Origin of the sequence: Microbacterium sp. SLBN-154, from assembly GCF_006715565.1 — a bacterium.
Lineage (GTDB): Bacteria > Actinomycetota > Actinomycetes > Actinomycetales > Microbacteriaceae > Microbacterium.
Genome location: NZ_VFNL01000001.1, coordinates 2,242,241 through 2,266,998, shown reverse-complemented (window position 1 = coordinate 2,266,998; position 24,758 = coordinate 2,242,241). Strand labels below are relative to the sequence as shown.

23 protein-coding genes are annotated in these 24,758 nt (G+C 68.9%); 17 read left to right on the top strand and 6 right to left on the bottom strand.

The window, feature by feature from the left end:
- Positions 1-49: 49 nt before the first annotated feature.
- Positions 50-2,101, bottom strand: coding sequence for a M3 family metallopeptidase (locus tag FBY40_RS10965; protein WP_141938665.1), 2,052 nt, complete (start codon positions 2,099-2,101; stop codon positions 50-52).
- Positions 2,102-2,192: 91 nt separating this feature from the next.
- Between FBY40_RS10965 and FBY40_RS10960 the strand changes: the two genes are divergently transcribed.
- Genes FBY40_RS10960 through FBY40_RS10950 form a run of 3 tightly spaced genes read left to right on the top strand, consistent with a single transcriptional unit; the run spans position 2,193 to position 4,361 of the window.
- Positions 2,193-2,828: an ArsR/SmtB family transcription factor gene (locus FBY40_RS10960; RefSeq protein WP_141938663.1), complete on the top strand. Its 636-nt coding sequence runs from the start codon at positions 2,193-2,195 to the stop codon at positions 2,826-2,828.
- Positions 2,825-3,034, top strand: coding sequence for a hypothetical protein (locus FBY40_RS10955; protein ID WP_141938661.1), 210 nt, complete (start codon positions 2,825-2,827; stop codon positions 3,032-3,034). The genes FBY40_RS10960 and FBY40_RS10955 overlap by 4 nt, the downstream gene beginning before the upstream one ends.
- 4 nt (positions 3,035-3,038) lie before the next feature.
- Positions 3,039-4,361 carry an MFS transporter gene (locus FBY40_RS10950; protein WP_200829977.1) on the top strand — a complete coding sequence of 441 codons (1,323 nt, stop codon included), beginning with the start codon at positions 3,039-3,041 and terminating at the stop codon, positions 4,359-4,361.
- Here FBY40_RS10950 and FBY40_RS10945 read toward each other — a convergent pair.
- From FBY40_RS10945 to FBY40_RS10935, 3 genes are all read right to left on the bottom strand, one after another.
- A complete protein-coding gene (locus tag FBY40_RS10945) occupies positions 4,334-4,573 on the bottom strand; it encodes a hypothetical protein (RefSeq protein WP_141938658.1) in 240 nt (79 codons plus the stop codon). The two genes, FBY40_RS10950 and FBY40_RS10945, sit on opposite strands and share 28 nt — an antisense overlap.
- A 1-nt stretch (position 4,574) precedes the next feature.
- On the bottom strand, positions 4,575-7,145 hold the full coding sequence (gene valS / locus FBY40_RS10940) for a valine--tRNA ligase (protein ID WP_141938657.1): 2,571 nt from the start codon (positions 7,143-7,145) through the stop codon (positions 4,575-4,577).
- Positions 7,146-7,240: 95 nt separating this feature from the next.
- On the bottom strand, positions 7,241-8,515 hold the full coding sequence (locus tag FBY40_RS10935; protein WP_235014801.1) for an MFS transporter: 1,275 nt from the start codon (positions 8,513-8,515) through the stop codon (positions 7,241-7,243).
- Between the two features lie 368 nt (positions 8,516-8,883).
- Between FBY40_RS10935 and ileS the strand changes: the two genes are divergently transcribed.
- Genes ileS through ndk form a run of 4 tightly spaced genes read left to right on the top strand, consistent with a single transcriptional unit; the run spans position 8,884 to position 14,438 of the window.
- On the top strand, positions 8,884-12,246 hold the full coding sequence (gene ileS / locus FBY40_RS10930) for an isoleucine--tRNA ligase (protein ID WP_141938653.1): 3,363 nt from the start codon (positions 8,884-8,886) through the stop codon (positions 12,244-12,246).
- Positions 12,246-13,598, top strand: coding sequence for a bifunctional folylpolyglutamate synthase/dihydrofolate synthase (locus tag FBY40_RS10925; RefSeq protein ID WP_141938651.1), 1,353 nt, complete (start codon positions 12,246-12,248; stop codon positions 13,596-13,598). Before ileS ends, FBY40_RS10925 begins: the two co-directional genes overlap by 1 nt.
- Positions 13,595-14,023 carry a DUF4233 domain-containing protein gene (locus FBY40_RS10920; protein WP_141940138.1) on the top strand — a complete coding sequence of 143 codons (429 nt, stop codon included), beginning with the start codon at positions 13,595-13,597 and terminating at the stop codon, positions 14,021-14,023. Before FBY40_RS10925 ends, FBY40_RS10920 begins: the two co-directional genes overlap by 4 nt.
- A gap of 1 nt (position 14,024) precedes the next feature.
- Complete coding sequence (ndk, locus tag FBY40_RS10915; RefSeq protein WP_141938649.1) at positions 14,025-14,438, top strand: nucleoside-diphosphate kinase; 414 nt, start codon at positions 14,025-14,027, stop codon at positions 14,436-14,438.
- Here the strand turns inward: ndk and FBY40_RS10910 are convergent, their stop codons facing one another.
- The gene (locus FBY40_RS10910) at positions 14,439-15,041 is read right to left on the bottom strand and encodes a vitamin K epoxide reductase family protein (RefSeq protein WP_141938647.1); all 603 of its coding nucleotides are present in this window, start codon (positions 15,039-15,041) and stop codon (positions 14,439-14,441) included. It lies immediately after the preceding gene.
- A 294-nt stretch (positions 15,042-15,335) separates the two neighbouring features.
- Here FBY40_RS10910 and FBY40_RS10905 point away from each other — a divergent pair, with 294 nt between their 5' ends.
- Positions 15,336-17,732 carry an Rne/Rng family ribonuclease gene (locus tag FBY40_RS10905; protein WP_141938645.1) on the top strand — a complete coding sequence of 799 codons (2,397 nt, stop codon included), beginning with the start codon at positions 15,336-15,338 and terminating at the stop codon, positions 17,730-17,732.
- Here the strand turns inward: FBY40_RS10905 and FBY40_RS10900 are convergent.
- Positions 17,726-18,007: a DUF4031 domain-containing protein gene (locus FBY40_RS10900; RefSeq protein ID WP_141938643.1), complete on the bottom strand. Its 282-nt coding sequence runs from the start codon at positions 18,005-18,007 to the stop codon at positions 17,726-17,728. The genes FBY40_RS10905 and FBY40_RS10900 overlap by 7 nt on opposite strands.
- Positions 18,008-18,164: 157 nt before the next feature.
- Between FBY40_RS10900 and rplU the strand changes: the two genes are divergently transcribed.
- From rplU to rsfS, 9 genes are all read left to right on the top strand, one after another.
- The gene (rplU, locus tag FBY40_RS10895) at positions 18,165-18,473 is read left to right on the top strand and encodes a 50S ribosomal protein L21 (RefSeq protein ID WP_164478179.1); all 309 of its coding nucleotides are present in this window, start codon (positions 18,165-18,167) and stop codon (positions 18,471-18,473) included.
- A gap of 18 nt (positions 18,474-18,491) precedes the next feature.
- Positions 18,492-18,746 carry a 50S ribosomal protein L27 gene (rpmA, locus tag FBY40_RS10890; protein ID WP_124293341.1) on the top strand — a complete coding sequence of 85 codons (255 nt, stop codon included), beginning with the start codon at positions 18,492-18,494 and terminating at the stop codon, positions 18,744-18,746.
- A 94-nt stretch (positions 18,747-18,840) separates the two neighbouring features.
- On the top strand, positions 18,841-20,346 hold the full coding sequence (gene obgE / locus FBY40_RS10885) for a GTPase ObgE (RefSeq protein ID WP_141938641.1): 1,506 nt from the start codon (positions 18,841-18,843) through the stop codon (positions 20,344-20,346).
- Positions 20,347-20,351: 5 nt separating this feature from the next.
- A complete protein-coding gene (proB, locus tag FBY40_RS10880) occupies positions 20,352-21,167 on the top strand; it encodes a glutamate 5-kinase (protein WP_200830055.1) in 816 nt (271 codons plus the stop codon).
- Between the two features lie 35 nt (positions 21,168-21,202).
- Complete coding sequence (locus FBY40_RS10875) at positions 21,203-22,504, top strand: glutamate-5-semialdehyde dehydrogenase (protein ID WP_141938637.1); 1,302 nt, start codon at positions 21,203-21,205, stop codon at positions 22,502-22,504.
- A 48-nt stretch (positions 22,505-22,552) separates the two neighbouring features.
- Complete coding sequence (locus tag FBY40_RS10870; RefSeq protein ID WP_141938635.1) at positions 22,553-22,780, top strand: hypothetical protein; 228 nt, start codon at positions 22,553-22,555, stop codon at positions 22,778-22,780.
- A 9-nt stretch (positions 22,781-22,789) separates the two neighbouring features.
- The gene (gene nadD, locus FBY40_RS10865) at positions 22,790-23,386 is read left to right on the top strand and encodes a nicotinate-nucleotide adenylyltransferase (RefSeq protein ID WP_141938634.1); all 597 of its coding nucleotides are present in this window, start codon (positions 22,790-22,792) and stop codon (positions 23,384-23,386) included.
- Positions 23,383-24,333, top strand: coding sequence for a hypothetical protein (locus FBY40_RS10860; protein WP_141938632.1), 951 nt, complete (start codon positions 23,383-23,385; stop codon positions 24,331-24,333). Before nadD ends, FBY40_RS10860 begins: the two co-directional genes overlap by 4 nt.
- On the top strand, positions 24,330-24,734 hold the full coding sequence (gene rsfS / locus FBY40_RS10855; protein WP_141938630.1) for a ribosome silencing factor: 405 nt from the start codon (positions 24,330-24,332) through the stop codon (positions 24,732-24,734). Before FBY40_RS10860 ends, rsfS begins: the two co-directional genes overlap by 4 nt.
- The last annotated feature ends 24 nt before the right edge of the window (positions 24,735-24,758 follow it).

Genomic DNA, 24,758 nt, shown 5'->3' with positions numbered 1-24,758 from the left:
GGCGGGCTGACCCCGCGGACACCGCCCCCAGCTCACACGTGCGCTGAACTCACGCGGCGAGGCCGCGTCGGCGCAGCAGCGGAGCGATTTCGGCATCCCGGCCCCGGAAGTCGCGGTACGCCTCGAGCGGATCCTTCGACCCACCGACTCCGAGCAGCCGCTGACGGAACCGATCCCCGTTCTGTCGGGTGAGCCCCCCGTTCTCGCGAAACCATTCGACCGCGTCGGCGTCGAGCACCTCGCTCCAGATGTAGGAGTAGTACCCGGCGCTGTAGCCGCCGGAGAACACGTGGGCGAAATAGGCGGAGGAGTAGCGGGTCGGCACGGCGGGGTTGTCGAGCCCGATCTCGGCCAGGGCGCGGGCTTCGAAGGTCGCGACATCGAGGCCCGCCGCCGCGTCTTCGGCTCCGAGGCGATGCCAGGCCTGATCGATCCAGGACGCGGCCAGGTACTCGCTGGTGGAGAAGCCCTGATTGAACGCCTCTGATGCGTGCAGTCTCTCGACGACGTCTGCGGGCAGCGGCTCGTCGGTGTCGACGTGACGGGCGTACGAGCTGAGGATCTCGGGCCAGTAGATCCACATCTCGTTGACCTGGCTCGGGAACTCCACGAAGTCGCGGAAGACGTTCGTGCCTCCGAAGGACGGGTAGGTCACCCTTGCGAAAAGGCCGTGCAGAGCGTGGCCGAACTCGTGGAAGAGCGTGGTGACCTCGTCGAGGGTGAGGAGAGTCGGCTGCCCAGGGGAGGGCTGGGGGACGTTGAGATTGTTCACCACCACGGCCGCCGTGCCTCGCAGGCGCGACTGCACCACGATCGAGTTCATCCACGCGCCGCCTCGCTTGGTGTCGCGGGTGTAGAGATCGAGGATGTAGAGCCCGACGGGGGTGCCGTCGGCATCGTGGACCTCGAACACCCGCGCCTCGGGGTGGTAGGCGGGCAGGTCGGGTCGCTCGGTGAAACTCACGCCGTAGAGGTCGGTGGCGGCCCGGAACACGCCGTCCTGCAGAACCCGCTCGGCCTCGAACCAGGGTCGAAGCGCCGCCCGGTCGAGGTCGTATTCCGCTTCGCGCACGCGTTCGGTGTAGAACGCCCAATCATGCGCGGCCAGCGGGAACGATTCGCCGGACGCGTCGATGATCTTCTGGAGGGCGTCCTGCTCCTGTCGAGCGTTGCGGGCGGCCGGTCCGGCCAACCGGAACAGCAGCTCGCGCACGGCCTCGGGAGACCCGGCGGTCTCGTCCGCTGTGACGTACGCTGCGTGGGAGTCGTACCCGAGGAGCTGGGCGCGCTCAGCGCGCAGGCGCACGATCTCGCGCAGCACCTCCCGATTGTCGTTGGCATTTCCGCGGGAGCCTCGTGCCTGCGACGCGGCCATGATGCGACGCCGACTCTCGCGATCGGTCAGGCTCGAGAGGTAGGGGTGGCCCGTGAACAGGGTGAGGGTCACGACGTACTTCCCCTCCATACCCCGGTCCGCAGCGGCCCGAGCGGCCGCGGAGAGTTCCCCCTCCGTGAGGCCGGCGAGCTCCGACTCGTCGTCGAACACCACCGCGAGGTCGTTCGTGTCAGCCAGCAGGTTCTTCTCGAAGGTCGTCGTGAGAGTCGACAGTCGCTGATTGAGCTGGGTCAGTCGCTCCTTCGCGTCGTCTCCCAGCGCCGCACCTGCGTGGGTCATCTCGCGATAGCGCCGTTCGACCAGATACAGGTCTTCGGGTGTCAGGTCTTCGTTCTGACGGCCGTCGTAAACGTGGCGCACGCGGGCATAGAGGGCGGGGTCGAGCTGGATGGCGTCCTGATGCGCCGCCATGAGGGGAGCGAGCTCCTCCTCGACCGCCTGAATGTCTTCGGTGGCGTCGGCGGAAGAGACGGTGTAGAACGTGCGGGCGATGTCGCCGAGAAGATGACCCGACTCCTCCAGTGCGACGACGGTGTTCGCGAATGTCGCCTCGGAGGGATCCGCAGCGATGCGCGCGACCTCGTCTCGATGCGCTGCGAACGCGGCGCGGAACGCCGGGAGGTAGTCGGCCGCCGCGATCCGGCGATACTCCGGCAATCCGTAGGGCAGGGACGAGGACGTGAGCAGCGGGTTGTCGTCGGTCATCCCTTCACTCTAGGTGAGGGGGAGCGGGGTCCAACCGAGTGTTTGCAAACTAATGCTTGCAAAGCAGTCTTTGCAAAGATACTCTTGCAACATGAGCACTCCGGACGAGCATGAATCGGATGCGGCCGAGCGGGTCGAATCCCGCCACGCGAACGATCGGGTTTTGGACCCGCAGGCCCTTCGCGCTCTGGCGCACCCGCTCCGGGTGAGGATCTACGACATCTTGAGTCAGTACGGTCCGCAGACGGCCAGTTCGCTCGCAGAGCGATTGGGGGAGTCGACGGGCTCGACGAGCTATCACCTGCGCGCGCTGGCGAAGCAGGATCTCATCCGCGAGCGCCCCGGTCAGGGGACGGGCCGAGAACGCTGGTGGGAGCGTCCGGTCGGGGGAGTGACGATGAGTGCCGCGGGCGCGGCGAAGACGCCGGCTGCGCGAGCGGTCACTCAGCTGGTCACCGGCGAGTTCTTCCGTCTGCGTCAGCAGGCCCTCCTGGACTTCCACGACCACGCGATCGGGCTGGAGGAGGACGAGTGGAAGGACGCGAGCCTCATCTCGACAGCGACCGCGCGTCTGACTCCCGTTCAGAGCGCGGAGCTCACCCACCGCATCATGGCGATCATCGACGAGACCGTCGACCGCTACCGCAACCAGGAGGGCGAGGACGTGCGACCCGTCACGATCCGCGCCGACGTCTTTCCGCTTCCCGACATCGGAGGTGTCTCATGACCACTCTCACCACCCCAGTAACCGCGACCACGGGTATCGAACGCCTGATCCTGGTCGCTGCCGATGCCGCCCGGGGCGCGGTGGCGCGCCGTGTCGAACGTCGTACCGGTCCGGTCGGTCGAAGAAGCGCCGCCGTGCTCGCCACCTTCGTCGAGCGCCGTCATCGGGCGGTCGCGCGCGGCGTGATCGGCCTCTTCCCGGGCTGAAACGGTGACCGATACGACGTCCGAGATCATTCCCGACCTCGGACCGATCCCCCCGCGGCGCTCGCCCCTCGGCCGAGACTTCGGCCGACTGTGGACCGCGGCGGCCTTCAGTAACCTGGCCGATGGACTGGGCCGCACAGCGGTTCCGCTCATCGCGACGACACTGACGACCGATCCGCTCGCGATCGCCGCCGTCGGCGCCCTGGCGTTCCTGCCCTGGCTGGTGTTCGGCCTCCCGGCGGGGATGCTGGTGGACCGCTTCGACCGGCGGATCATCATGGCAGGCGCGAACATCCTCCGCGGAGGTGCCGCGGTCGCTCTGGCGATCCTCACCGTCACCGATGAGCTGACCATCTGGGCGCTGTTCGCGGGAGTGCTGGTGTTCGGACTGGGGGAGACCCTGTTCGACAACGCCACGAACGCGGTCGTCCCCGCGCTCGTGGCGCCCAACGGCCTGGATCGCGCGAACGGCAGGATCCAGGCCGCGCAGATCACGATCGACAGCTTCCTGGCGCAACCGGTGGCGGGCCTGCTCTTCGCCGTCTCCTTGGCTCTGCCGCTCTGGCTCGGCGCCGTCGGCTACCTGGTGCCGATCGTCCTCGCCCTGCTGCTGCCCGCCGCCGCCGCGCGACCTCGCCGAGACCAGGACAGCACCCGACCGGCCTCGCCGATCTCCACGCGCACGGCCCTGGCCTACCTGTGGCGGCATCGCTACCTCCGCGCCCTGGTGATCTTCACCTCCGTGGTGGGTTCGGCCTTCTCCTTCGCACAGGCGGCGACCATCCTGTATTTCCTCGACACCCAGGGCGTGCCTCCGGCGGCGATCGGCTTCGTGACCGCCGGCATCGGAATCGGCGCTCTGGCGGGTTCCCTCGTCGCGCCACTGCTGGTGGACCGGTTCGGCCGCGGCGCGGTGATGCTCGGCGCCAACCTGCTCGCCGCGGTGAGCCTGGCGCTCGTCGCGGTGGCCCCCGGGGTCGTTCTCGCGGTGGTGTTCTACGCTCTCATGGCCTTCGCCGTGTCCACCTGGAACGTTCCGTGGGGCGCCCTCCGACAGCTGATCGTGCCCGGCGACGTCTTCGGACGCGTCCTCGGCGTCATCCGCAGCCTCACATGGGGACTGTTCCCGATCGCGACCCTCGCCGGCGGACTCGCCGCTCGCGTCGACCTGCGGTTGCCCTACATCATCGCCGCGGGAGTGACACTGGCCGCGACCGCGGTGGCGACCCGTCTCATCCTCGCAGCCAGTCGGCAGACCGGCCCTCTCCCGCTGACCACGTCGTCAGGCCCGAAGGCGACTCAGCCGAACTCGTCCTCGTCGTCATGACGCACTACCGCGGTCCCGTCCGCGTCGAGCTCGACGATCACGCCGTTGTCGAGTTCGGCGATCGGCCGGCCCTCCAGCCACGTCAGCGTCCACCGCGGGCGCGGACCGGCTGAGCCGAAAGCGGCGTCGACGGAACGGACGGCCGCGGCGACCGCGGGCGGCACCGACGCCGGCGGTTCGTCCCCCGACGTCCATCGCGTTCCCAGCTGCATGTCAGGCCTCCTCGGCGAAGCGGATGTCGGTGACGACCGTCTCGGCACCGTCGGTGTAGCGGATCTGGGCGACCCGACCGACCGCCTTCAGGTCGTCCTCGGCGAGGCGGAGGTGCTCGACGATCTCCGGCGGCGCCTGGATCGTCAGCTCGGCCACGGGCGTCTTCTGCGAGACCTTCGCTTCGGTCTTGGCGCGACGGATGCCGATGAGGGCGCTTCCCACCGCCGTCAGCACACGCGGATCGCCGTCGACCGCCTGCGATCGCGGCCACTCGGCCACGTGGACCGAACCGTCGTTGAACCACGACCATGCCTCCTCCGTGGCGAAGGAGAGCACCGGCGCGAAGAGTCGCAGCAGGGCGCTCAGTGCCTGGCGCAGGGCCAGCGCCGCAGACCCACCACCCTCGGTCGACCGGTCGTACGCACGTTCCTTGACCAACTCCAGATAGTCGTCGCAGAACGTCCAGAAGAACGACTCGGTGAGCTCCAGGGCCCGCGCGTGGTCGTACGCCTCCCACGCCGCCGTCGCCTCGTCGACCACCCGGTCGAGGGTCGCCAGCATGCTGGCGTCGAGGGGGTGGGTGATCTCGGCAGCCTCGGGCACGGGGAACGAGAGCACGAACTTCGCCGCGTTCAGGATCTTGATCGCCAGTCGCCTGCCGATCTTGATCTGCGTGGGGTTCTGCGGGTCGAACGCGGCATCCGTTCCCAGCCGGCTGGATGCCGCCCAGTAGCGGACCGCGTCGGAACCGTGCTGGGCGAGGATGTCGGCGGGAGTGACGACGTTGCCCTTGGACTTGGACATCTTCTTGCGGTCCGGGTCGACGATGAAGCCGGAGATCGCCGCCGTCCGCCAGGGCGACCGACCGTCTTCCAAGGCGCTGCGAAGCATGGTGGAGAACAGCCAGGTGCGGATGATGTCCTGACCCTGCGGGCGCAGGTCGAACGGCGTGACGAGATCCCACAGCTCGGGGTCCCGCTCCCAGCCGCCCGCAAGCTGAGGGGTGAGGGAGGAGGTGGCCCAGGTGTCGAAGATGTCCTGCTCGCCCTCGAAGCCGCCGGGTACGCCGCGCTGGTCGGCGGAGAATCCCCCGGGGACGTCGATCGTGGGGTCCACCGGCAGCTGGGCGACTCCGGGAACGATGACCCGGTCGTAGTCGCGGTTGCCGTCGGCATCGAGCCCGTACCAGACCGGGATCGGAACGCCGAAGAATCGCTGACGTGAGACGAGCCAGTCTCCTGTCAGCCCGTTGGTCCAGTTCTCGTACCGCACGCGCATGAAGTCGGGGTGCCAGCTCAGCTCCCGTCCGAGCGAGATCAGCCGGTCTCGAAGCGCCGCGTCGCGGGCGCCGTTGCGGATGTACCACTGGCGCGTCGAGACGATCTCGAGCGGGCGGTCGCCCTTCTCGTAGAACTTCACCGGGTGCGTGAACGGCCGCGGTTCGCCGATGAGCTCACCGGAGTCCTGAAGGAGCTCGACGATGCGCTTCTTGGCGCTGAAGACGGTCTTCCCGGCGAGCTCGGCGTACGCCGAGACACCGGCGTCCGACGTGATCGCATCGGGCGCGTCGGCGATCACCCGGCCGTCCTGACCGAGGATCGTGCGGTTGGGGAGGTCGAGCTCGCGCCACCAGATGATGTCGGTCACATCGCCGAACGTGCAGATCATCGCGATACCCGACCCCTTGTCGGGCTGGGCGAGCGGGTGCGCGAGCACCGGCACCTCGACGTCGAACAGGGGTGTCCGCACGGTCGTGCCGAAGACGTCGCGGTAGCGCTCGTCGTCGGGGTGCGCCACGAGCGCGACGCAGGCGGGGAGGAGCTCGGGGCGGGTGGTCTCGATGTGGATGTCGCCGCTGCCGTCTGTGCGGTGGAAGGCGACCCGGTGGTAGGCCGCCGGCTGCTCCCGATCCTCGAGCTCGGCCTGCGCGATCGCCGAGCGGAAGTCGATGTCCCACAGGGTCGGGGCGAGGGCCTGGTAGGCCTCACCGCGCTCGATGTTGCGGAGGAACGCGAGCTGACTGGTGCGCATCGTCTCGTCGGAGATCGTGCGGTAGGTCTGCGTCCAGTCGACGCTCAGGCCGAGGTTCCGCCACAGGGCCTCGAAGTGCTTCTCATCTTCGACGGTGAGCTTCTCGCAGAGCTCGATGAAGTTGCGCCGGCTGATCGGGATCTGATCGGCGGCCCGAGAGGACTTGTTGTCGCCGCCCTCGTACGGCGGCGAGAAGTCGGGGTCGTAGGCCAGACTCGGATCGCAGCGCACCCCGTAGTAGTTCTGCACCCGTCGCTCCGTGGGGAGGCCGTTGTCGTCCCACCCCATCGGGTAGAAGACGACCTTGCCGCGCATCCGCTCGAAGCGGACCTTCACATCGGTGTGGGTGTAGCTGAAGACGTGGCCGATGTGCAGACTCCCCGAGGCGGTCGGAGGAGGGGTGTCGACGCTGTAGATGCCCTCGCGCCCCACCTCGGCGGCGCGGAGCCGGTCGAAGGCGTACGTGCCCGCCGCGGTCCACCGTTCGTCCCAGATCTGCTCCAGCCCCTCGAGTGCGGGCTTGTCGGGAATGGTGGCCATGGTGTCTCCTCGGCGCTATGTGCGGCACTGTGTGAGCGTGCCTGAGTGTGGGTCCGCCCGATTCTATCGGGCCCACCCCCCGCCTCCCGGCGACGCTAGGGCGCGGACGAGGCGAGCTCGGGAGTCGTCTCGCTCTCGACCGCGGGTCGACGGGCGGTCGCCGTTCCGGCCGCCACCGCCGCGGCGAGGGTGATGGCCGACATGACCGCGAGGACGACACCGGGGTGCCACCAGGCGTTCCCTGTCGCCAAGCCGACCTCGAAGGTGATGGAGGGGATGAAGCCGCTGACCGTCGCGGCGAGGGCGTACGCGAACGACAGCGCCGAGTAGCGGAACCGATCGGGGAACAGATCGTTCATGAGGCCGCCCAGGGCCGCCCACGACATGGTCGGAAGGATGCCGCCGATGATCATCGTCGCCACGAGGATCGGGAACGTCGAGAACTGCAGGAGGAAGTACATCGGGAAAGTGATGAGCAGGGTGCCGAGCGCTCCGGCGGCGACGACGCGCGCCGATCCGACGCGGGCGGCCCACACGCCGAAGAGCGGGATGGTGACCAGCTGAAGCAGCCCGCCCACGGTGGTCGCAACGAGGAGGTCCTGGTAGCTGAATCCCAGCTGGGACGTGCCGTAACTGATCGTGTACGTGTTCATGAGGGAGTAGGACCCGATGCCGAGGAGCGCGGCGCCGATGGCGATCACCAGAGCCCCCGGGCGCTGCCGCAGCATCGACAGCACCGGCGTGCGGTCGCGGCGGCCTTCGGCGACGAGGCCTTCGAAGACCGGGGTCTCGGAGATCGACCAGCGCAGGTACAGCGACACGAGCAGCAGCGGCAGGGCGAGGAGGAAGGGGATGCGCCAGCCCCACGCCGCGAGCTCTTCTGCGGGAAGGACGAAGGTGAGCACGATGAACACCGTCGCCGAGAGGATGGAGCCCACGGGTGAGCCCAGCTGCGGGATCGCGGCGTAGAAGGCGCGCTTGACCGGCGAGGAGTGTTCGGTGGCGATGAGGATCGACCCGCCCCACTCGCCGCCGAGCGAGAGTCCCTGTGCGATCCGGAGCGTGACCAGCAGCACCGCTCCGAGCCATCCGGCCTGGGCGTATGTGGGCAGGAGCCCGATGAGCCCGGTCGCGACGCCCATGATGCCGACGGTCCACAGCAGCGTCGTGCGTCGCCCGAGGCGGTCGCCGAGGTAGCCGAAGATCAGCGCGCCGACCGGGCGGACGACGAAGGCCACCGCGATGGTCAGGAACGACAGCGCGGTGCCGCCGACCGGGCCGAGGGGCTCGAAGAAGAGGGGTCCGACGAAGAACGCCGAGAAGTAGGCGAAGAGGTAGAAGTCGAACGACTCGAGCGAGGTCCCGACCATCGACGCCCACGCGACGCGGCGGGTGGGAGAGCGGTCGAGGGCGGGAGAGGACCCGGAGGGAACGGAAGACCGAGGTGAGACGGAAGGCACGGGGGACGATTCTGGCACGAGTCCAGAAACCCGGCGGATCGTCCGGGCATTCCCCGCCGCGTGCATCGGGCGGGAACGATATGATCGATGCACACGCACCGATCCGGCCATCACCGGGGAGCACTCGGAAGAACATCCCCACCGGGACCAGTAGAACCGAGCGGGTCAGGCCCGTCACAGCCGCTGTGAGAGGGGCGGGGAGACCCGCAAGCAGGGTGGTACCGCGGCTCGCGACGAGTCGTCCCGGCGTCCGGCACGACCGACGACTGCGAGACGACATGACCTATCCGAAGCCCTCTTCCTCCGGCGCCTCCTTCGGCCCTGCGGCGGTCGTTCCGAGCCCGCGATTCCCCGACATCGAGAACGAGGTGCTCGCGTTCTGGGGCCAGGACGACACCTTCCGGGCCTCCATCGCCCGCCGCGACGGAGCCGAGGAATGGGTGTTCTACGACGGCCCGCCGTTCGCCAACGGTCTGCCGCACTACGGTCACCTCCTGACCGGATACGCCAAAGACCTCTTCCCGCGCTTCCAGACCATGCGAGGCAAGAAGGTCGACCGCGTCTTCGGCTGGGACACCCACGGCCTGCCTGCGGAACTCGAGGCGATGAAGCAGCTCGGCATCACCGAGAAGACCGACATCGAGGCGATGGGCATCGATGTCTTCAACGACCGCGCCCGCGAATCGGTGCTCGCCTACACGCGGGAGTGGCAGGACTACGTCACCCGGCAGGCCCGGTGGGTGGACTTCGAACGCGGATACAAGACCCTCGACACGACCTATATGGAGTCGGTGCTGTGGGCCTTCCACACGCTCCACCACAAGGGACTGGCGTACGAGGGCTACCGGGTGCTCCCGTACTGCTGGCGCGACGAGACACCGCTGTCGAGCCACGAGCTGCGGATGGACGACGACGTCTACCAGATGCGACAGGATCCCTCCGTCACGGTGACCTTCCCCCTCGTCGGGGCGAAGGCCGAAGCACTCGGACTGACGGCCGTCCGCGCCCTGGCCTGGACCACGACGCCGTGGACTCTGCCGACGAACCTCGCATTGGCGGTGGGCCCGGAGATCCGCTACGTGGTTCTTCCGGCGGGGCCGAAGGGCGCCGCCGACGTGCACACCTCTCCTGACGGCACGCCCGACGACGCGATCGAATCGAGCGCCCACCGCTACCTCCTCGCCGAGGATCTGCTCGCCGGATACGCCAAGGATCTGGGATACGAGTCGGCCGATGAGGCCCGCGCCGCGATCGATGCGCGGGTCACGGGAGCGGAGCTCGAGGGAGTGGCCTACGACCGACTCTTCGACTACTACGCCGATGCGGAGACCTGGGGGACCCACAACGCCTGGCAGATCCTCGTCGACGACTACGTCACGACCAGCGACGGCACCGGCATCGTGCACCAAGCCCCTGCGTACGGTGAGGATGACCAGCGGGTCGCCGATGCCGTCGGCATCCCCACGATCCTGTCCCTCGACGAAGGCGGTCGCTTCCTGCCGCACGTGACGGATGTCGCCGGGCAGCTGTGGATGGAGGCCAACCGTCCGCTCATCCGCCTCCTGCGCGACGCGGGACGGCTCCTCCGCGAGGCGAGCTACGAGCACTCGTATCCCCACTGCTGGCGATGCCGGAACCCTCTGATCTACAAGGCCGTGTCGAGCTGGTTCGTGCGCGTGACCGCGATCAAGGAGCAGCTGCTCGACGGGAACGAGCAGATCACGTGGGTTCCCGACAACGTCAAGCACGGTCAGTTCGGCAAGTGGCTCGAGGGCGCGCGCGACTGGTCGATCAGCCGCAACCGGTTCTGGGGTTCGCCCATCCCGGTATGGAAGAGCGACGACCCCGACCACCCGCGCGTCGACGTGTACGGGTCGCTCGCCGACCTCGAGCGCGACTTCGGTCGGCTGCCGCGCAACCCCGAGGGGGAGGTCGACCTCCACCGGCCGTACATCGACGAACTGACCCGTCCGAACCCGGATGATCCCACCGGGCGCAGCACCATGCGTCGTATCGAGGACGTTCTGGACGTCTGGTTCGACTCCGGTTCCATGCCATTCGCGCAGGTGCACTATCCGTTCGAGAACCAGGAGTGGTTCGACGCCCACGCGCCGGCCGACTTCATCGTGGAGTACATCGGGCAGACCCGCGGCTGGTTCTACGTCATGCACGTGCTCTCCTCGGCACTGTTCGGTCGACCGGCTTTCAAGGCCGTCTCGGCGCACGGGATCGTCCTCGGCAACGACGGCCAGAAGATGTCGAAGTCGCTGCGCAACTACCCCGACGTGCGCGAGGTCTTCGACCGGGACGGGTCCGACGCGATGCGCTGGTTCCTGATGGCGAGCCCGGTGCTGCGCGGTGGGAACCTCGTCGTGACCGAGGAGGGGATCCGAGCCGGAGTGCGCGAGTTCCTCCTGCCGCTGTGGAACGCCTGGTACTTCTTCGCCACCTACGCCAACGCCTCGGACGGCTACGAGGCGAGCTGGCGCACCGATTCGCAGGACGTGCTCGACCGCTACATCCTCGCACGCACCGGCGACCTCGTCCGCGGGGTGACCGCCGACCTGGAAGGCTTGGATTCGACCTCCGCGGCGGCGAAGCTGCGCGACTTCGCCGAGGTGCTCACCAACTGGTACATCCGGCGCTCACGCGACCGTTTCTGGGCAGGGGTGTCGGCGGACGATCCGCGCACGACCGAGGCGTTCGACACGCTGTACACGGTGCTCGAGACTCTCACCCGGGTTGCGGCGCCGCTCATCCCGCTGATCGCCGAGCGAGTGTGGCAGGGTCTCACCGGGGGGCGGAGCGTGCACCTCGAGGACTGGCCGGACGTCGATGCGTTCCCCGCCGCCGACGACATCCGGGATGCCATGGACGCCGTCCGGGAGGTCTCGTCGGTGGCCAACGCCCTCCGCAAGAAGCACGGACTGCGGGTGCGTCTGCCGCTGCCGAGCCTGACGGTCGTCACGCGCGACGCGGCGGGCCTGCATCGGTTCGAGGGCATCGTGCGCGACGAGCTGAACGTGAAGTCGGTGGCCACGGCGGAGCTGGACGACTCCGTGGCCGAGCGCTACGGCATCAGCAAGCGACTCACCGTGAACGCGCGGGCCGCCGGGCCGCGCCTGGGCAAGCAGGTGCAGCACGTCATCGCCGGGGCCAAGGCCGGCGTCTGGGAGGAGCGAGACGGCGTCGTGGTCGTCGACGGCATCGCTCTCGAGCCCGGCGAATACGACCTGGCACTGGAGGCGGGGGGAGCAGCCGAGGGCACCGCGATCGCGCTGCTGACCGGCGGCGGCTTCGTGCTGCTGGACACCGCCACGACACCCGAGCTGGAGGCCGAGGGCCTGGCACGCGACGTCATCCGTGCGGTGCAGGACACGCGCAAGGCGGCCGGGTTCGAGGTCAGCGACCGCATCGAACTCTGGCTGAGCTTCGACGAGGCCGACGACCGCGTCGCCGTCGAATCGGCCTTCGACACCGCGGGGGTGGCGACGGAGACCCTCGCGATCGCGCACGGCCTGTACGGTCCACGCGGCTCGAGGCCCGCGGATTCCGCGCCTGAGCACACCGCGCGATTCGACGCGGGAACCTTCGCCAATCGCGGCGCCTTCGAGGTCGCCGTGTCACGCCGGGAGGCATGATGGGCCACCGCGAACGCGCTGACCGGGTGTATGACGCCCTCCTGGCCAGACAGGGGGAGCGGTGGGTCCAGCCGCGGGTCGAGCGCACGAGACGCGTGCTCGAGCTGCTGGACGATCCGCAGCGCACCTATCGCGTGATCCACGTCACCGGCACCAACGGCAAGACCTCCACCAGCCGGATCATCGAGAGTCTCGTGCGTGCGCACGGTCTGCGCACCGGGCTGTTCACCAGTCCGCACCTGACGCGATTCACCGAACGGATCATGATCGACGGTGAACCCGTCGCCGACGCCGCGGTGGCCGACGCCTGGGACGAGATCGCGCCGATCGTGGACCTCGTCGACGCCGAGCTCGAGTCGGCGGGCGACGCGGCGCTGACATTCTTCGAGCTGCTGACGGTACTCGCCTTCGTCGCCTTCGCCGACGCGCCGATCGATGTGCTGGTGCTCGAGGTCGGGATGGGCGGGTCGTGGGATGCCACGAACACCGCCGACGGCGACGTCGCCGTCTTCGCTCCCATCGACCTCGATCATGCTGACCGCCTCGGCGAGACCATCGCTGAGATCGCGGCGGTGAAGTCGGGCATCATCAAGCCGGGCGCCGCCGCGGTCTCCGCGCGACAGCAACCATCGGCCGCGAGCGTGCTGCGGGAGGCCGCCGCACGGCAGAATGCGACGCTCGCCGTCGAGCAGGAGGACTTCGCGCTGGAAGACTCCCGGCTCGCGGTCGGCGGACAGCTGGTGACCATCCGGGGGCTGCGCGCCCGGTACGCCGACGTCTATCTGCGGCTGTACGGCGCGCATCAGGCCGAGAACGCCACTCTGGCGGTCGCCGCGGTCGAGTCGCTCCTCGCGCCCGGAGACCGCGGGCTCGATCCCGACGTCGTCGCCGAGGGGCTGGGGTCGGCGACGTCACCGGGCCGGGTGCAGGTGATCGGCGCGGACCCCACCGTCGTCGTCGACGCGGCCCACAACCCGCACGGCGCCCGCGCGCTGGTCGCCGCCCTCGCAGCATCCTTCGACTTCGATGAATGGGGTGTGGTGCTCGGCGTTCTCGACGACAAGGATGCCGCGGGCATCCTCGAGGCCCTCACGACGGTGGAGGGACCGGTGTTCGCCACCGTCCCCGACTCCGAACGCGCCCGCGACGCCGACGGGCTCGCCGACCTCGTCGAAGCCGCCGGGCGACGTGTCACCGTTCACCGCGATTTGCAGGACGCCGCCGACGCCGCCAGGGAGTGGGCCGCGTCAGCCCCGCGCCGTGCGGTCGTCGTCACCGGCTCCGTCGTCCTCGCCGGCGAGGCGATCCTCCTCGCCGAGGACGAGGATTGGCGCGGCGGGTGGCGGGCATGACCGCGGCCGCCGCCGGCCCCTCGGACCGTCCTCGTCGTCCCCGCCGGCAGCGGGGCGCCGAGGAGGCGCTCGGGTCGATCGTGCTCGGGTTCGAGTCGCTGATCGCCTTCCTGGGCGGGCTGGTCGTGTACGGACTGCGGGCCCTCCCCGAGCCGATCCCGGCATGGTGGGGGATCGTCGCGGGCACGGTCGTCGCGCTCCTCATGGTCGTCACCGCGGGACTGCTGCGACATCGGTGGGCGATCATCGTCGGCTGGGCGCTGCAGGTCGTCGTCGCGCTCGGGGCCATCCTCGTGCCGGCGCTGCTGTTCGTCGCGCTCATTTTCGGTGGGATGTGGGGGTATGCCACCATCAAGGGTGCCTCCCTCGATGCGCGCAATGCGCGACGGGCGGCCGAACTCGGGAACGAAACGGAGACTGACTGACATGGCTACGCAAGAGACCCTCGTCCTGGTGAAACCCGATGGCGTCGCGCGCGGCCTGACGGGGACGATCCTCGCCCGCATCGAGGCGAAGGGCTACGCCCTGGTCGACATCCGTCTGGTGGAGCCCGACCGCGAGCGCCTCGAAGCGCACTACGCCGAGCACGAGGGCAAGCCGTTCTACGAACCGCTTCTGGAGTTCATGATGTCGGGTCCGTCGGTCGCGATCCGCGTGGCCGGAAACCGCGTCATCGAGGGCTTCCGCTCCCTGGCCGGGGCGACCGATCCGACAGGTGCCGCGCCCGGGACCATCCGTGGCGATTTCGGACGCGACTGGGGACTGAAGGTTCAGCAGAACCTCGTGCACGGCTCGGACAGCCCCGAGTCCGCCGCGCGTGAACTGTCCATCTGGTTCTGATCAGAAGAGCGAGCCGAGGACGTCCAGTCGCACCTGGGCGAGGATCGCCACCACCGCGTAGCTGAGGACCGCCAGAAGAGGAATCCAGCCCATGAGTCGGTCGGCTGCACGACGCATCGCCTTCGGAGCCGGAAGGATGCCGGTTCGCATCACGTGCAGGGTGACGGCATAGAACGACGGGATCGCCACGACCCACGTCACCATGCACCACGGGCACAGAGTGCCGAGCACGAAGATGCTCTGGGCGATCAGCCACACCACGAAAGCGAACGCCAGGGTCATCCCGAGCTCGAACAGAAGCCAGAACCAACGGGCGAAGCGAGCGCCCGAGAGGATCGCCGCCCCCACGACGACCGGCGCGATCCACCCCGCGAGACCCAGGATCGGGTTGGGGAATCCGAACACCGCACCCTGGGCGGATTCGAGATTCTTGCCGCACTGCACCAGCGGACTGAAATCGCAGGAGGCGCTGGATCCCGGGTTCTCGAGCAGATGGAACCGCTCCATCGTCAGGGAGAAAGCCGCCCACCACCCGATGACGCCGGCGACGATGAGCCAGATCGCCAGAGCACGGGGCTGGGAACGCGAAGACGCAGCGGGCATTGCTCGATTCTGACACCGGCAGCCTGAGTGCGTGCCGCAGGTGCCGCGAGCCGTTCGTCGAATCCCTAAGGCGAGGCACCCGTGCCCGATCTGCGCCGTGTGCGATAATAAGCGTTGATGCGTGGCGGCCGCGCCGCCTCACCGCATCGCGAAGACTTCGGGCGATGACCGCCCGCGCAGCCCGAGCCTCGGGCCGGCTGCAGACCGCAGTGAGTTCGCGGCACCGCAGGTGCGGCGCCGCCAGAGATTTCGCCGGACGACGCGCGGTGTCGCCCCGCAAGGAGTAAGCCAGTGATGGCCGATGAGAACGAACAGCATGTCGAACCTTCCACAGAGGGCCCTACCGCCCCGACGCCGGATGCGGCCGAGGACGAGACCGCGGCCCTGATCGAGTCGATCGCGGTCTACGAGGACGGCGCACCGGCACCCGAGACCGACTCCGCCGAGAGGGCGCCCCAGAGCGATGCACCGGTCGAGCCGTCGCCGACGGAGTCCACCGATGCGGCGTCCGTCGATGAGCAGGCCGCCGAGCCCGGCAACGGCGAGGATGTCCCCGCAGCCGAGGAGACCGTCGAGTCGTCGTCCTCTGCCCCTCAGGGCGAGGAGACACCCCAGGGGCCGCCCACCGCCGTGAGTCTCGGACTCCTGCCGGAGGTGTTCGTTTCGTCGGTGTCGACCACGCTGCACTTCTACGCCCCGGATCTCCCTCCCCTTCCCGCGCTTCCCTCCCGCCCTCCTCGCTCCGAGCAGAGCACGCCGACGGCGACGTCGTCGAAGCGTCGTCGGCGCCGCGGCGGATCGGAAGGTCGCGACGATGACGGCGACCAGGGTCGAGACCGCGACGAGCAGCCGCGTCAGCGTGCCGTCGAGCTCGTGACCGAGCCTCAGCGCATCAAGGGGTCGACCCGGCTGGAGGCGAAGAAACAGCGTCGCCGCGACGGCCGCGAGGCCGGACGGCGCCGCGCCGTCGTGACCGAGGCGGAATTCCTCGCGCGCCGTGAGGCCGTCGACCGGGTCATGATCGTCCGATCCAAGGCCGGACGCATCCAGATCGCCGTTCTCGAGGACAACGTCCTCGTCGAGCACTACGTGGCCCGGCACCAGGACGCCTCCCTCATCGGAAACGTCTACCTCGGCCGCGTGCAGAACGTCCTCCCCAGCATGGAAGCGGCCTTCGTCGACATCGGCCGCGGTCGCAATGCCGTGCTCTACTCGGGCGAGGTCGACTGGGATGCCGTCGAGACCGGCAACCAGCCGCGCCGGATCGAGCTGGCGCTGAAGTCCGGCGACAAGGTGCTCGTGCAGGTCACGAAGGATCCGGTCGGGCACAAGGGGGCTCGTCTCACCAGCCAGATCTCCCTCCCCGGTCGCTACCTGGTGTACGTCCCCGGTGGCGCGATGAACGGGATCTCCAGGAAGCTCCCCGACACCGAGCGCGCCCGGCTCAAGCGCATCCTCAAGGAAGTGCTTCCCGAGTCGTCGGGTGTGATCGTCCGCACCGCGGCCGAAGGCGCCACCGAGGACCAGTTGACGCACGACGTCCAGCGCCTCACCACCCAGTGGGAGCACATCAGCCGGCAGGTCGAATCGATGCCGGCTCCGGCGCTGCTGCACGCAGAGCCCGACCTGCTCGTGAAGATCGTCCGCGACGTCTTCAACGAGGACTTCTCCAAGATGCTGATCCAGGGCGACGACGCCTTCCAGACGATCACGTCGTACCTGCAGAGCGTCGCGCCCGACCTGCTCGAGCGGGTCACCCGTTTCGAGGGCGACGCCGACCCGTTCGACGAGTTCCGCATCACCGAGCAGATCGAGAAGGCCCTCGACCGCAAGGTGTGGCTGCCCTCCGGCGGATCGCTCGTGATCGACCGCACCGAGGCGATGACCGTCATCGACGTCAACACCGGGAAGTTCGTCGGCTCTGGGGGCAACCTCGAAGAGACCGTCACGAAGAACAACCTCGAAGCGGCCGAGGAGATCGTCCGCCAGCTCCGCCTGCGTGACATCGGCGGCATCATCGTGGTCGACTTCATCGACATGGTGCTGGAATCCAACCGCGACCTCGTCCTCCGACGCATGGTCGAGTGCCTCAGCCGCGACCGCACGAAGCATCAGGTGGCGGAGGTCACGTCGCTCGGCCTCGTCCAGATGACACGGAAGAAGCTCGGACTCGGCCTGCTGGAGACCTTCAGCGAGGCGTGCGAGGTCTGCGCGGGTCGCGGGATCATCGTCCACCACGATCCCGTCTCCAAGCACCGCGCGGCAGGCACGAGCTCGAGCGGTCGTCGACCACGCAACGGATCGTCCTCCAACGGCGGTTCGCAGGGCACGCATGTGATCACCGAGGGCGTCAAGTCGGCGCTCGCTCAGATCGCCGCGTCGACGATCCAGCCGCACGCAGAGGACGAGCGCTCGGAGATCCCGCCCGCGGTGGTCGAAGCGGTCGCCGAGGCCATCGTCGAGGACGGCGTCGAACGCGCGACAGACCGGGAGCGTCCCAAGAAGCCTCGCAAGAAGCGTCCGGATGCCGGGAAGGGACCGAAGTCCGAAGCGGAGCTCCTGCTCGACTCCGTGCTGGATGCCCTCCCCGAACCGAAGGCCCCCGGCCAGGGTCGCGCGCGCCGGCGCGTCACCACCGCCGCACTGACGGGGACGCCGGTCAGCCACGCGCCGGTCGACCCGCCTCAGTGAGAGATGCGGTTCCGACGCTCGCGCGCGGTGACGCGCAGCCCTGACGCCAGCAGCGCCCGGACGAGTTCGTGGCCGTCGACCGGGCGTGCGCCGGCGCTTACCAGGCGGTCGTACGACTCCTCAGGGACGTCGTAGTGGTCCAGATCGAATCCCCGGCGGGGGATGCCCGTCGCCGCAGCGAAAGCGTGGAGTTCATCGAGGTCGCTGTCGCTGATCAGGTGCGACCACAACCGTCCGTGGGCGGGCCAGCGGGGCTCATCGATCAGGATCGCCATCCGCTGATCCTAGGGCCCGCTCCGGACACGCGGGCACGGGCTTTTGCCTGTGGTCCCGGCATCCGGTAAAGTATTTCTTTGGTGCGTCGAGAAATCCGCACCACGTCTTGTGTGACATCCCGAGCGCGTGCGCTCCCAGAAGAAAAACAGGTGTGAAGTGGTTTACGCAGTTGTGCGCGCCGGCGGCCGGCAGGAGAAGGTGGAGGTCGGCACCATCGTCGTCCTCGACCGCCAGCAGGCGAAGGTGGGCGACAAGCTCGAGCTCCCCGCGGTTCTGCTCGTCGACGGCGACGCCGTGACGACCGATGCCGACAAGCTCGCGAAGGTCACCGTGACCGCCGAGGTCCTCGGCGAGGAGCGCGGCCCCAAGATCGTGATCCAGAAGTTCAAGAACAAGACCGGTTACAAGAAGCGCCAGGGGCACCGTCAGGACCTCACGCGCGTCAAGATCACCGGCATCAAGTAAGCCCAGGGAGACGTAGAGATGGCACACAAAAAGGGCGCAAGCTCCACCCGGAACGGTCGTGACTCCAACGCACAGCGCCTGGGCGTGAAGCGCTTCGGCGGCCAGCAGGTCCTCGCCGGCGAGATCATCGTCCGCCAGCGGGGCACCCACTTCCACCCCGGCGCCAACGTCGGCCGCGGTGGCGACGACACGCTCTTCGCGCTGTCGGCCGGTGCCGTCGAGTTCGGCACCAAGGGCGGCCGCAAGGTCGTCAACATCGTCGCGGCCGAGTAACGGCCCCTCGAACAGTTCTCCGGGAGGGGGCGGGCGGATGCTCGCCCCCTTTCCCACTCCACCGGCGATTCGTCGCCCGACCGCAGGGAGCATGATGGTCACCTTCGTCGACCAGGTGACGCTGCACCTGCGGGCCGGGAAGGGCGGCAACGGCTGCGTCTCCGTCCGGCGTGAGAAGTTCAAGCCGCTCGCCGGTCCGGATGGCGGCAACGGCGGGCACGGTGGTGACATCGTTCTGGTGGCCGACCCGCAGGTCACGACACTGCTGTCGTACCACCACTCTCCTCACCGCAGTGCCGGCAACGGCGGGTTCGGGATGGGCGATCACCGCTCCGGCGCTGCCGGCGAGTCGCTCGAGCTCACCGTGCCGGTCGGCACGGTGGTCAAAGACCCGTCGGGCGAAACCCTCGTCGACATGATCGAACCGGGCATGCGATTCGTCGTCGCCCCCGGCGGCCGCGGCGGACTCGGCAACGCCGCCCTCGCCTCGCCGAAGCGCAAGGCGCCCGGCTTCGCGCTGCTTGGCACACCCGGGTGGGAGGGCGACGTCGTCCTCGAGCTGAAGACCGTCGCCGACGTCGCGCTGGTCGGCTTCCCCTCCGCCGGCAAGTCCAGCCTCATCGCGGCGATCTCGGCCGCCCGTCCGAAGATCGCCGACTACCCGTTCACCACGTTGCATCCGAACCTGGGCGTGGTCCAGGCCGGTGACGTCCGCTACACCGTCGCCGACGTTCCCGGTCTCATCGAGGGCGCCAGTGAGGGTCGGGGACTGGGCCTGGAATTCCTCCGCCACGTCGAGCGGTGCACGGCTCTCGTGCACGTCCTCGACTGTGCCACCCTGGATCCGGGGCGCGATCCGCTGACCGACCTCGACGTCATCCTCGCCGAGCTCGCGGCCTATTCGGTTCCCGACGACCAGGTTCCGCTCCTGGACCGGCCTCAGCTCGTCGCCCTGAACAAGATCGATGTGCCCGAGGCGAAGGATCTCGCCGACCTCGTGCGCCCTGAGCTCGAAGCGCGCGGATTCCGGGTCTTCGAGATCTCCACCGTGTCGCGCGAAGGACTGCGTCCGCTGACCTTCGCCCTGGGCGACCTCATCTCCGCGCACCGCGTGGCGCAGGCGTCGCAGCCTCCGGTCGAGCGCGTCGTCATCCGTCCCAAGGGGGCCGAGGCCGACTTCACGGTGCGGGTCGAGGGCGGATCGTACGGACCGGTCTACCGCATCCTCGGTGAGAAGCCGGTGCGATGGGTGCAGCAGACGGACTTCCAGAACGAGGAGGCCGTCGGCTTCCTCGCGGATCGCCTCGATCGACTCGGGGTCGAAGACGAGCTCTACCGCGTCGGCGCGACAGCCGGCGCCACCGTGGTCATCGGCGAGGGAGAGAGCGTGGTGTTCGACTGGCAGCCGTCGCTCAGCTCTGCGGCTGAGCTGATCGCGGCACCGCGCGGCACCGATCCGCGATTCGACCAGAGCACGCGTCGCACCACGTCCCAGCGACGGGATCGCTATCACGAGCGGATGGACGCGAAAGCACAGGCGCGCGCCGACCTCGAGGCCGAACGCCGGGCAGAACGGCAGGCCCCCGAGGAGTCCGAGTGACGCTGATGGACCGTGCCGGCATTCCCGCTGCCCGCCGTGTGGTGGTGAAGGTCGGTTCCTCCTCGATCAGCGGAGACAACGCCGCGAAGATCCAACCGCTGGTGGAGGCCCTCGCGCGAGCGCACGCGACCGGCATCGAGGTGGTGCTGGTGTCCTCCGGGGCGATCGCCACCGGCATGCCCTATCTGGCCCTCGATGAGCGGCCGAGCGATCTCGCCACGCAACAGGCCGCTGCCGCCGTCGGGCAGAACGTGCTCATCTACCGTTATCAAGAGGCGCTCCGGCCTTTCCGGATCGTGGCCGGCCAGGTGCTCCTCACCGCGGGCGACCTCGAGAACGTCACCCACCGCTCCAACGCCCGACGCGCCATGGAGCGGCTGCTGGGTCTGCGGATCCTGCCGATCGTGAACGAGAACGACACCGTCGCCACGCACGAGATCCGCTTCGGCGACAACGACCGGCTCGCGGCGATGGTCGCGCAGCTGGTGGGTGCGGATGCGCTGATCCTGCTCAGCGACATCGCCGCCCTCTACACCCGGCCGCCCGACCAACCGGGAGCTCGTCCCATCGTCGACGTCGCGCCGGGTGACGACCTGTCCGGATACGAGTTCGGCTCGGTCGTGGTCAACAGCGTCGGGACCGGGGGAGCGGCGACCAAGGCCTCGGCGGCCAAGCTCGCGGCGGCGTCGGGAATCGCCACCCTGGTCACCAGCGCCGACCTCGTCGAGTCCGCCCTCGCAGGCGCTCAGGTCGGCACGTTCTTCGTGCCCCGTCCCGTCCAGACCCCTGTGCCGACGGGCGCCATCCGCACCACCGCGTGACCGACGGGCACGCGCCGGCTCGATACCCTGGAGGCATGTCGACGCTCTCCGCCTCACCGGCCTCCGACGCAGCCGAGGACGCCGTCTTCGACGACAGCGCCGCATCCCGCATGTCGAAGGCCAAGGATGCCGCCCGCTCGATCGGTCTGCTCACCGACGCGCAGAAGCGGCAGGCGCTCCAGGCGATCGCCGATGAGATCGTCGGCGCCGCCGACCGGATCATCGCGGCGAACGCGGACGATCTCGAACGGGGACGCGAGTCCGGTCTCTCCGAGGCGCTGCAGGATCGACTCGCGCTGGATGAGGCGCGTGTGGCCGCTCTCGCCGAAGCAGTGCGGGAGATCAGCGCCCTCCCCGACCCCGTCGGGCGCATCATCGACCGACGGACACTGCCCAATGGCGTGGCGTTGACCAAGGTGGCGGTGCCCTTCGGTGTGGTGGGAGCCATCTACGAGGCCCGGCCGAACGTCACCGTCGACATCACCGCCTTGGCGTTGCGTTCGGGGAACGCCGTGGTCCTCCGCGGCGGGAGTGCAGCGCTCTCGAGCAACGCCGCGATCGTCTCGGCGATGCGGCGTGCTCTGGCTTCCGTGGGCGTCGATCCCGAGGCGATCCAGACGGTGGACCCCTTCGGGCGTGACGGCGCTCGCGCGCTCATGACGGCGCGGGGGATGATCGACGTCCTCGTACCGCGGGGGAGCGCAGATCTCATCCACACCGTCGTGACCGAGTCCACCGTCCCGGTGATCGAGACCGGAGCCGGAGTCGTCCACATCGTCCTGGATGAGACGGCCCCGCTCGAATGGGCGCGCGACATCGTCGTCAACGCCAAGGTGCAGCGACCGAGTGTCTGCAACGCCGTCGAGACGGTGCTGGTCCATCGCGCCGCCGCGGAACGGCTGGTGCCCGCGGTGGTCGATGCTCTCGTCACCCGGGGCGTGACCGTCCACGGGGACGAGACCGTCCTGGCATTGGCGGGTCGGGGTGTTCCCGCGACCGACGAGGATTGGGCAGCGGAGTACCTCAGCCTGGATGTCGCGATGCGCGTCGTCGACGACCTGGACGACGCGCTGGATCACATCCGTCGCTACTCCACGCAGCACACCGAATCGATCATCACGATGGACGACGCCAGCGCCGAGCGATTCATCGCGGAGGTCGACTCGGCGGTGGTGATGGTGAATGCCTCGACACGGTTCACCGACGGCGGCGAGTTCGGCTTCGGAGCGGAAGTCGGCATCTCCACGCAGAAGCTTCACGCCCGCGGTCCGATGGGTCTGGCCGAGCTCACCAGCGCGAAGTGGATCGCGCGGGGTGCCGGGCAGGTGCGCGGCTGACCGCCTAGACTGGGAACGCCTGCACCCGGGAAAACGAACGGAGCCCGAATGACGACCTTCGCGACGCTTGTCAGCCTCGCCGCCGAAGAGGCCGAGTCCCACGGGAACGTGGCGCTGGAGACCGTGTGGTACGGCATCGTCGCCATCATCGTCTTCGCAGCTCTCGCCCTCGTCACCGCCTCGTATCGCAACGTGGCCAACCGTCATGCGCACAAGGCGGAGGCCTACTCGCAGGCCCACGCGAACGACATCGTGAAGGCGGGGCACGGCCACTAGGCCGAGCGCATGAGTTCGGCGCGTCCCCCGAGGATCGGGGTGATGGGTGGGACGTTCGATCCCATCCACCACGGCCACCTCGTCGCGGCCAGCGAAGTGGCGCAGTCGTTCGATCTCGATGAGGTCGTCTTCGTCCCCACGGGGAACCCGTGGCAGAAGACCCGCGTCAGCGACAGCGAGCACCGCTACCTCATGACGGTGATCGCCACCGCCTCCAATCCCCGGTTCACCGTCAGTCGGGTGGACATCAACCGCTTGGGTCCGACGTACACGATCGACACTCTCCGCGATCTCAAGCACCAGCGACCCGACGCCGAGCTGTTCTTCATCACCGGAGCCGACGCCATAGCGCAAATTCTCAGTTGGAGGGACCATGATGAACTGTGGGATCTCGCCCACTTCGTCGCCGTCTCTCGTCCCGGTCACGTCCTCGACACCGCGGGCTTGCCGACCGAAGATGTGAGTCAGCTGCAGATCCCCGCGCTCGCCATCTCGTCGACCGATTGCCGAGAACGCGTTCGCCGAGGCCACCCGGTGTGGTACCTCGTGCCGGACGGCGTCGTGCAATACATTGCCAAGCATCACCTCTACCGGAGCAAGGAATGACGGATAACCCAGCGAACCCCCCGCTGACCCGCAAGCAACTGCGTGAGATCCGCAACACCGGTGCGACTCCGGTCGTCAGCCGGGAAGCGATCGAGGCGGCACGTCAAGAGACCGCGGCGCCCGCCGACACAGTGCCTGACAAGGCCGACGTCGCCGCCGCGCCCCTGGCGCGAGCCGCGGAACCGGCTGTGATCGGCGCCCGGCCCGTCGCCGACTCCGCCGTCGATCTCGGCGTCTCACCCCTCACGCGTCGACAGGCGCGGCAGCAGGAGCGGATCCGCACGGCATCGGTGCCCGTGATCACACCCGACCTGCTCGAGGCGGCGCCGCGCCCGGCTGCGACGTCCGAGGCGACCGCGTCGGACGAAGACCACGTGTCCGAACCGGTGTCGCACGAAGACCCCTCCACCTCCGCCCTGGACTCCGGCACCGGCGACGCCGCAGCCGAGCGCGCCACGGTCAGCCCGAAGCTCGGCGCCGAGCTCCTCGAAGCCGAAGCGGTGCAGGTGGATCTCCCGCCGTCCTTCGATCAGCTCCTCACCCGGGCCCCGGCGTCCACGTCGAGCACACCGCACGCCCTCATCGTCTCGCAGACGCCGTCTCCGCAGATCATGGCGCCGGTGAACGCCACCGGTGAGGTCATCATCACGGGCATGCTGAACCTGCCCGACGGACTCGGCTCCACCGGTCATGCGCCGGGCGCCGCCGACGGCAAGGAGGTCGACGCCGTGCTCGTCGACGGCGAGCTCCCCGCGCATTCGTCCCCGACTCCGATCGCCGCCAGTGCGGCGATCAGCCAGGTGAAGCTTCCGGGCGAGATCATCCAGCCGCCGGCGCCCGAGAAGGGCAGTCGACTCATGATCGCCCTGGCCATCACCGCCGGTGCCCTCGCGCTTGCGCTGGCGGCGGTTCTCATCCTCGCCTTCGTCAGCGGGGTGTTCGCATGACGGCCACGGAATCGTCCCGGGAGATGCTGCAGATCGCCGCCGCCGCGGCGGACGCGAAGGGGGCCGAGGATCTCGTCGCCCTCGACGTGTCGGAGCCGCTGCCTCTCGTCGACATCTTCCTCCTCGCGACGGGACGCAGCGAGCGCAATGTCGCGGCCATCGCCGACGAGGTTGAGCAGAAGCTGCTCGAGGCGGGGCACAAGCGGCTCCGCCGCGAAGGGCGGCAGGAGGCGCGCTGGGTGCTCCTGGACTTCGGGGACCTGGTGGTCCACGTCTTCCACGAAGAGGAGCGGATCTTCTACGGGCTCGAGCGGCTGTGGAAGGACTGCCCGGTCGTTCCGATCGAGCTCCCTGCACACGCCGGTGAGACCGACGCCGGGAGTGGTTCGAGGCACGCCTGACGATGTAGTAATCTTGTGGGGTTG

What these genes read in the sequence shown, in the direction of transcription:
- FBY40_RS10965 (WP_141938665.1), bottom strand. Translation starts at nt 2,101, where the DNA reads ATGACCGACGACAACCCGCTGCTCACGTCCTCGTCCCTGCCCTACGGA.
- FBY40_RS10910 (WP_141938647.1), bottom strand. Translation starts at nt 15,041, where the DNA reads ATGCCCGCTGCGTCTTCGCGTTCCCAGCCCCGTGCTCTGGCGATCTGG.
- rpmA (WP_124293341.1), top strand. Translation starts at nt 18,492, where the DNA reads ATGGCACACAAAAAGGGCGCAAGCTCCACCCGGAACGGTCGTGACTCC.
- proB (WP_200830055.1), top strand. Translation starts at nt 20,352, where the DNA reads ATGGACCGTGCCGGCATTCCCGCTGCCCGCCGTGTGGTGGTGAAGGTC.
- FBY40_RS10900 (WP_141938643.1), bottom strand. Translation starts at nt 18,007, where the DNA reads ATGGCGATCCTGATCGATGAGCCCCGCTGGCCCGCCCACGGACGGTTG.
- ndk (WP_141938649.1), top strand. Translation starts at nt 14,025, where the DNA reads ATGGCTACGCAAGAGACCCTCGTCCTGGTGAAACCCGATGGCGTCGCG.
- ileS (WP_141938653.1), top strand. Translation starts at nt 8,884, where the DNA reads ATGACCTATCCGAAGCCCTCTTCCTCCGGCGCCTCCTTCGGCCCTGCG.
- FBY40_RS10875 (WP_141938637.1), top strand. Translation starts at nt 21,203, where the DNA reads ATGTCGACGCTCTCCGCCTCACCGGCCTCCGACGCAGCCGAGGACGCC.
- FBY40_RS10925 (WP_141938651.1), top strand. Translation starts at nt 12,246, where the DNA reads ATGGGCCACCGCGAACGCGCTGACCGGGTGTATGACGCCCTCCTGGCC.
- FBY40_RS10920 (WP_141940138.1), top strand. Translation starts at nt 13,595, where the DNA reads ATGACCGCGGCCGCCGCCGGCCCCTCGGACCGTCCTCGTCGTCCCCGC.
- FBY40_RS10960 (WP_141938663.1), top strand. Translation starts at nt 2,193, where the DNA reads ATGAGCACTCCGGACGAGCATGAATCGGATGCGGCCGAGCGGGTCGAA.
- obgE (WP_141938641.1), top strand. Translation starts at nt 18,841, where the DNA reads ATGGTCACCTTCGTCGACCAGGTGACGCTGCACCTGCGGGCCGGGAAG.
- rsfS (WP_141938630.1), top strand. Translation starts at nt 24,330, where the DNA reads ATGACGGCCACGGAATCGTCCCGGGAGATGCTGCAGATCGCCGCCGCC.
- valS (WP_141938657.1), bottom strand. Translation starts at nt 7,145, where the DNA reads ATGGCCACCATTCCCGACAAGCCCGCACTCGAGGGGCTGGAGCAGATC.
- FBY40_RS10870 (WP_141938635.1), top strand. Translation starts at nt 22,553, where the DNA reads ATGACGACCTTCGCGACGCTTGTCAGCCTCGCCGCCGAAGAGGCCGAG.
- FBY40_RS10945 (WP_141938658.1), bottom strand. Translation starts at nt 4,573, where the DNA reads ATGCAGCTGGGAACGCGATGGACGTCGGGGGACGAACCGCCGGCGTCG.
- FBY40_RS10955 (WP_141938661.1), top strand. Translation starts at nt 2,825, where the DNA reads ATGACCACTCTCACCACCCCAGTAACCGCGACCACGGGTATCGAACGC.
- FBY40_RS10860 (WP_141938632.1), top strand. Translation starts at nt 23,383, where the DNA reads ATGACGGATAACCCAGCGAACCCCCCGCTGACCCGCAAGCAACTGCGT.
- FBY40_RS10935 (WP_235014801.1), bottom strand. Translation starts at nt 8,515, where the DNA reads ATGGTCGGGACCTCGCTCGAGTCGTTCGACTTCTACCTCTTCGCCTAC.
- nadD (WP_141938634.1), top strand. Translation starts at nt 22,790, where the DNA reads ATGAGTTCGGCGCGTCCCCCGAGGATCGGGGTGATGGGTGGGACGTTC.
- FBY40_RS10905 (WP_141938645.1), top strand. Translation starts at nt 15,336, where the DNA reads ATGGCCGATGAGAACGAACAGCATGTCGAACCTTCCACAGAGGGCCCT.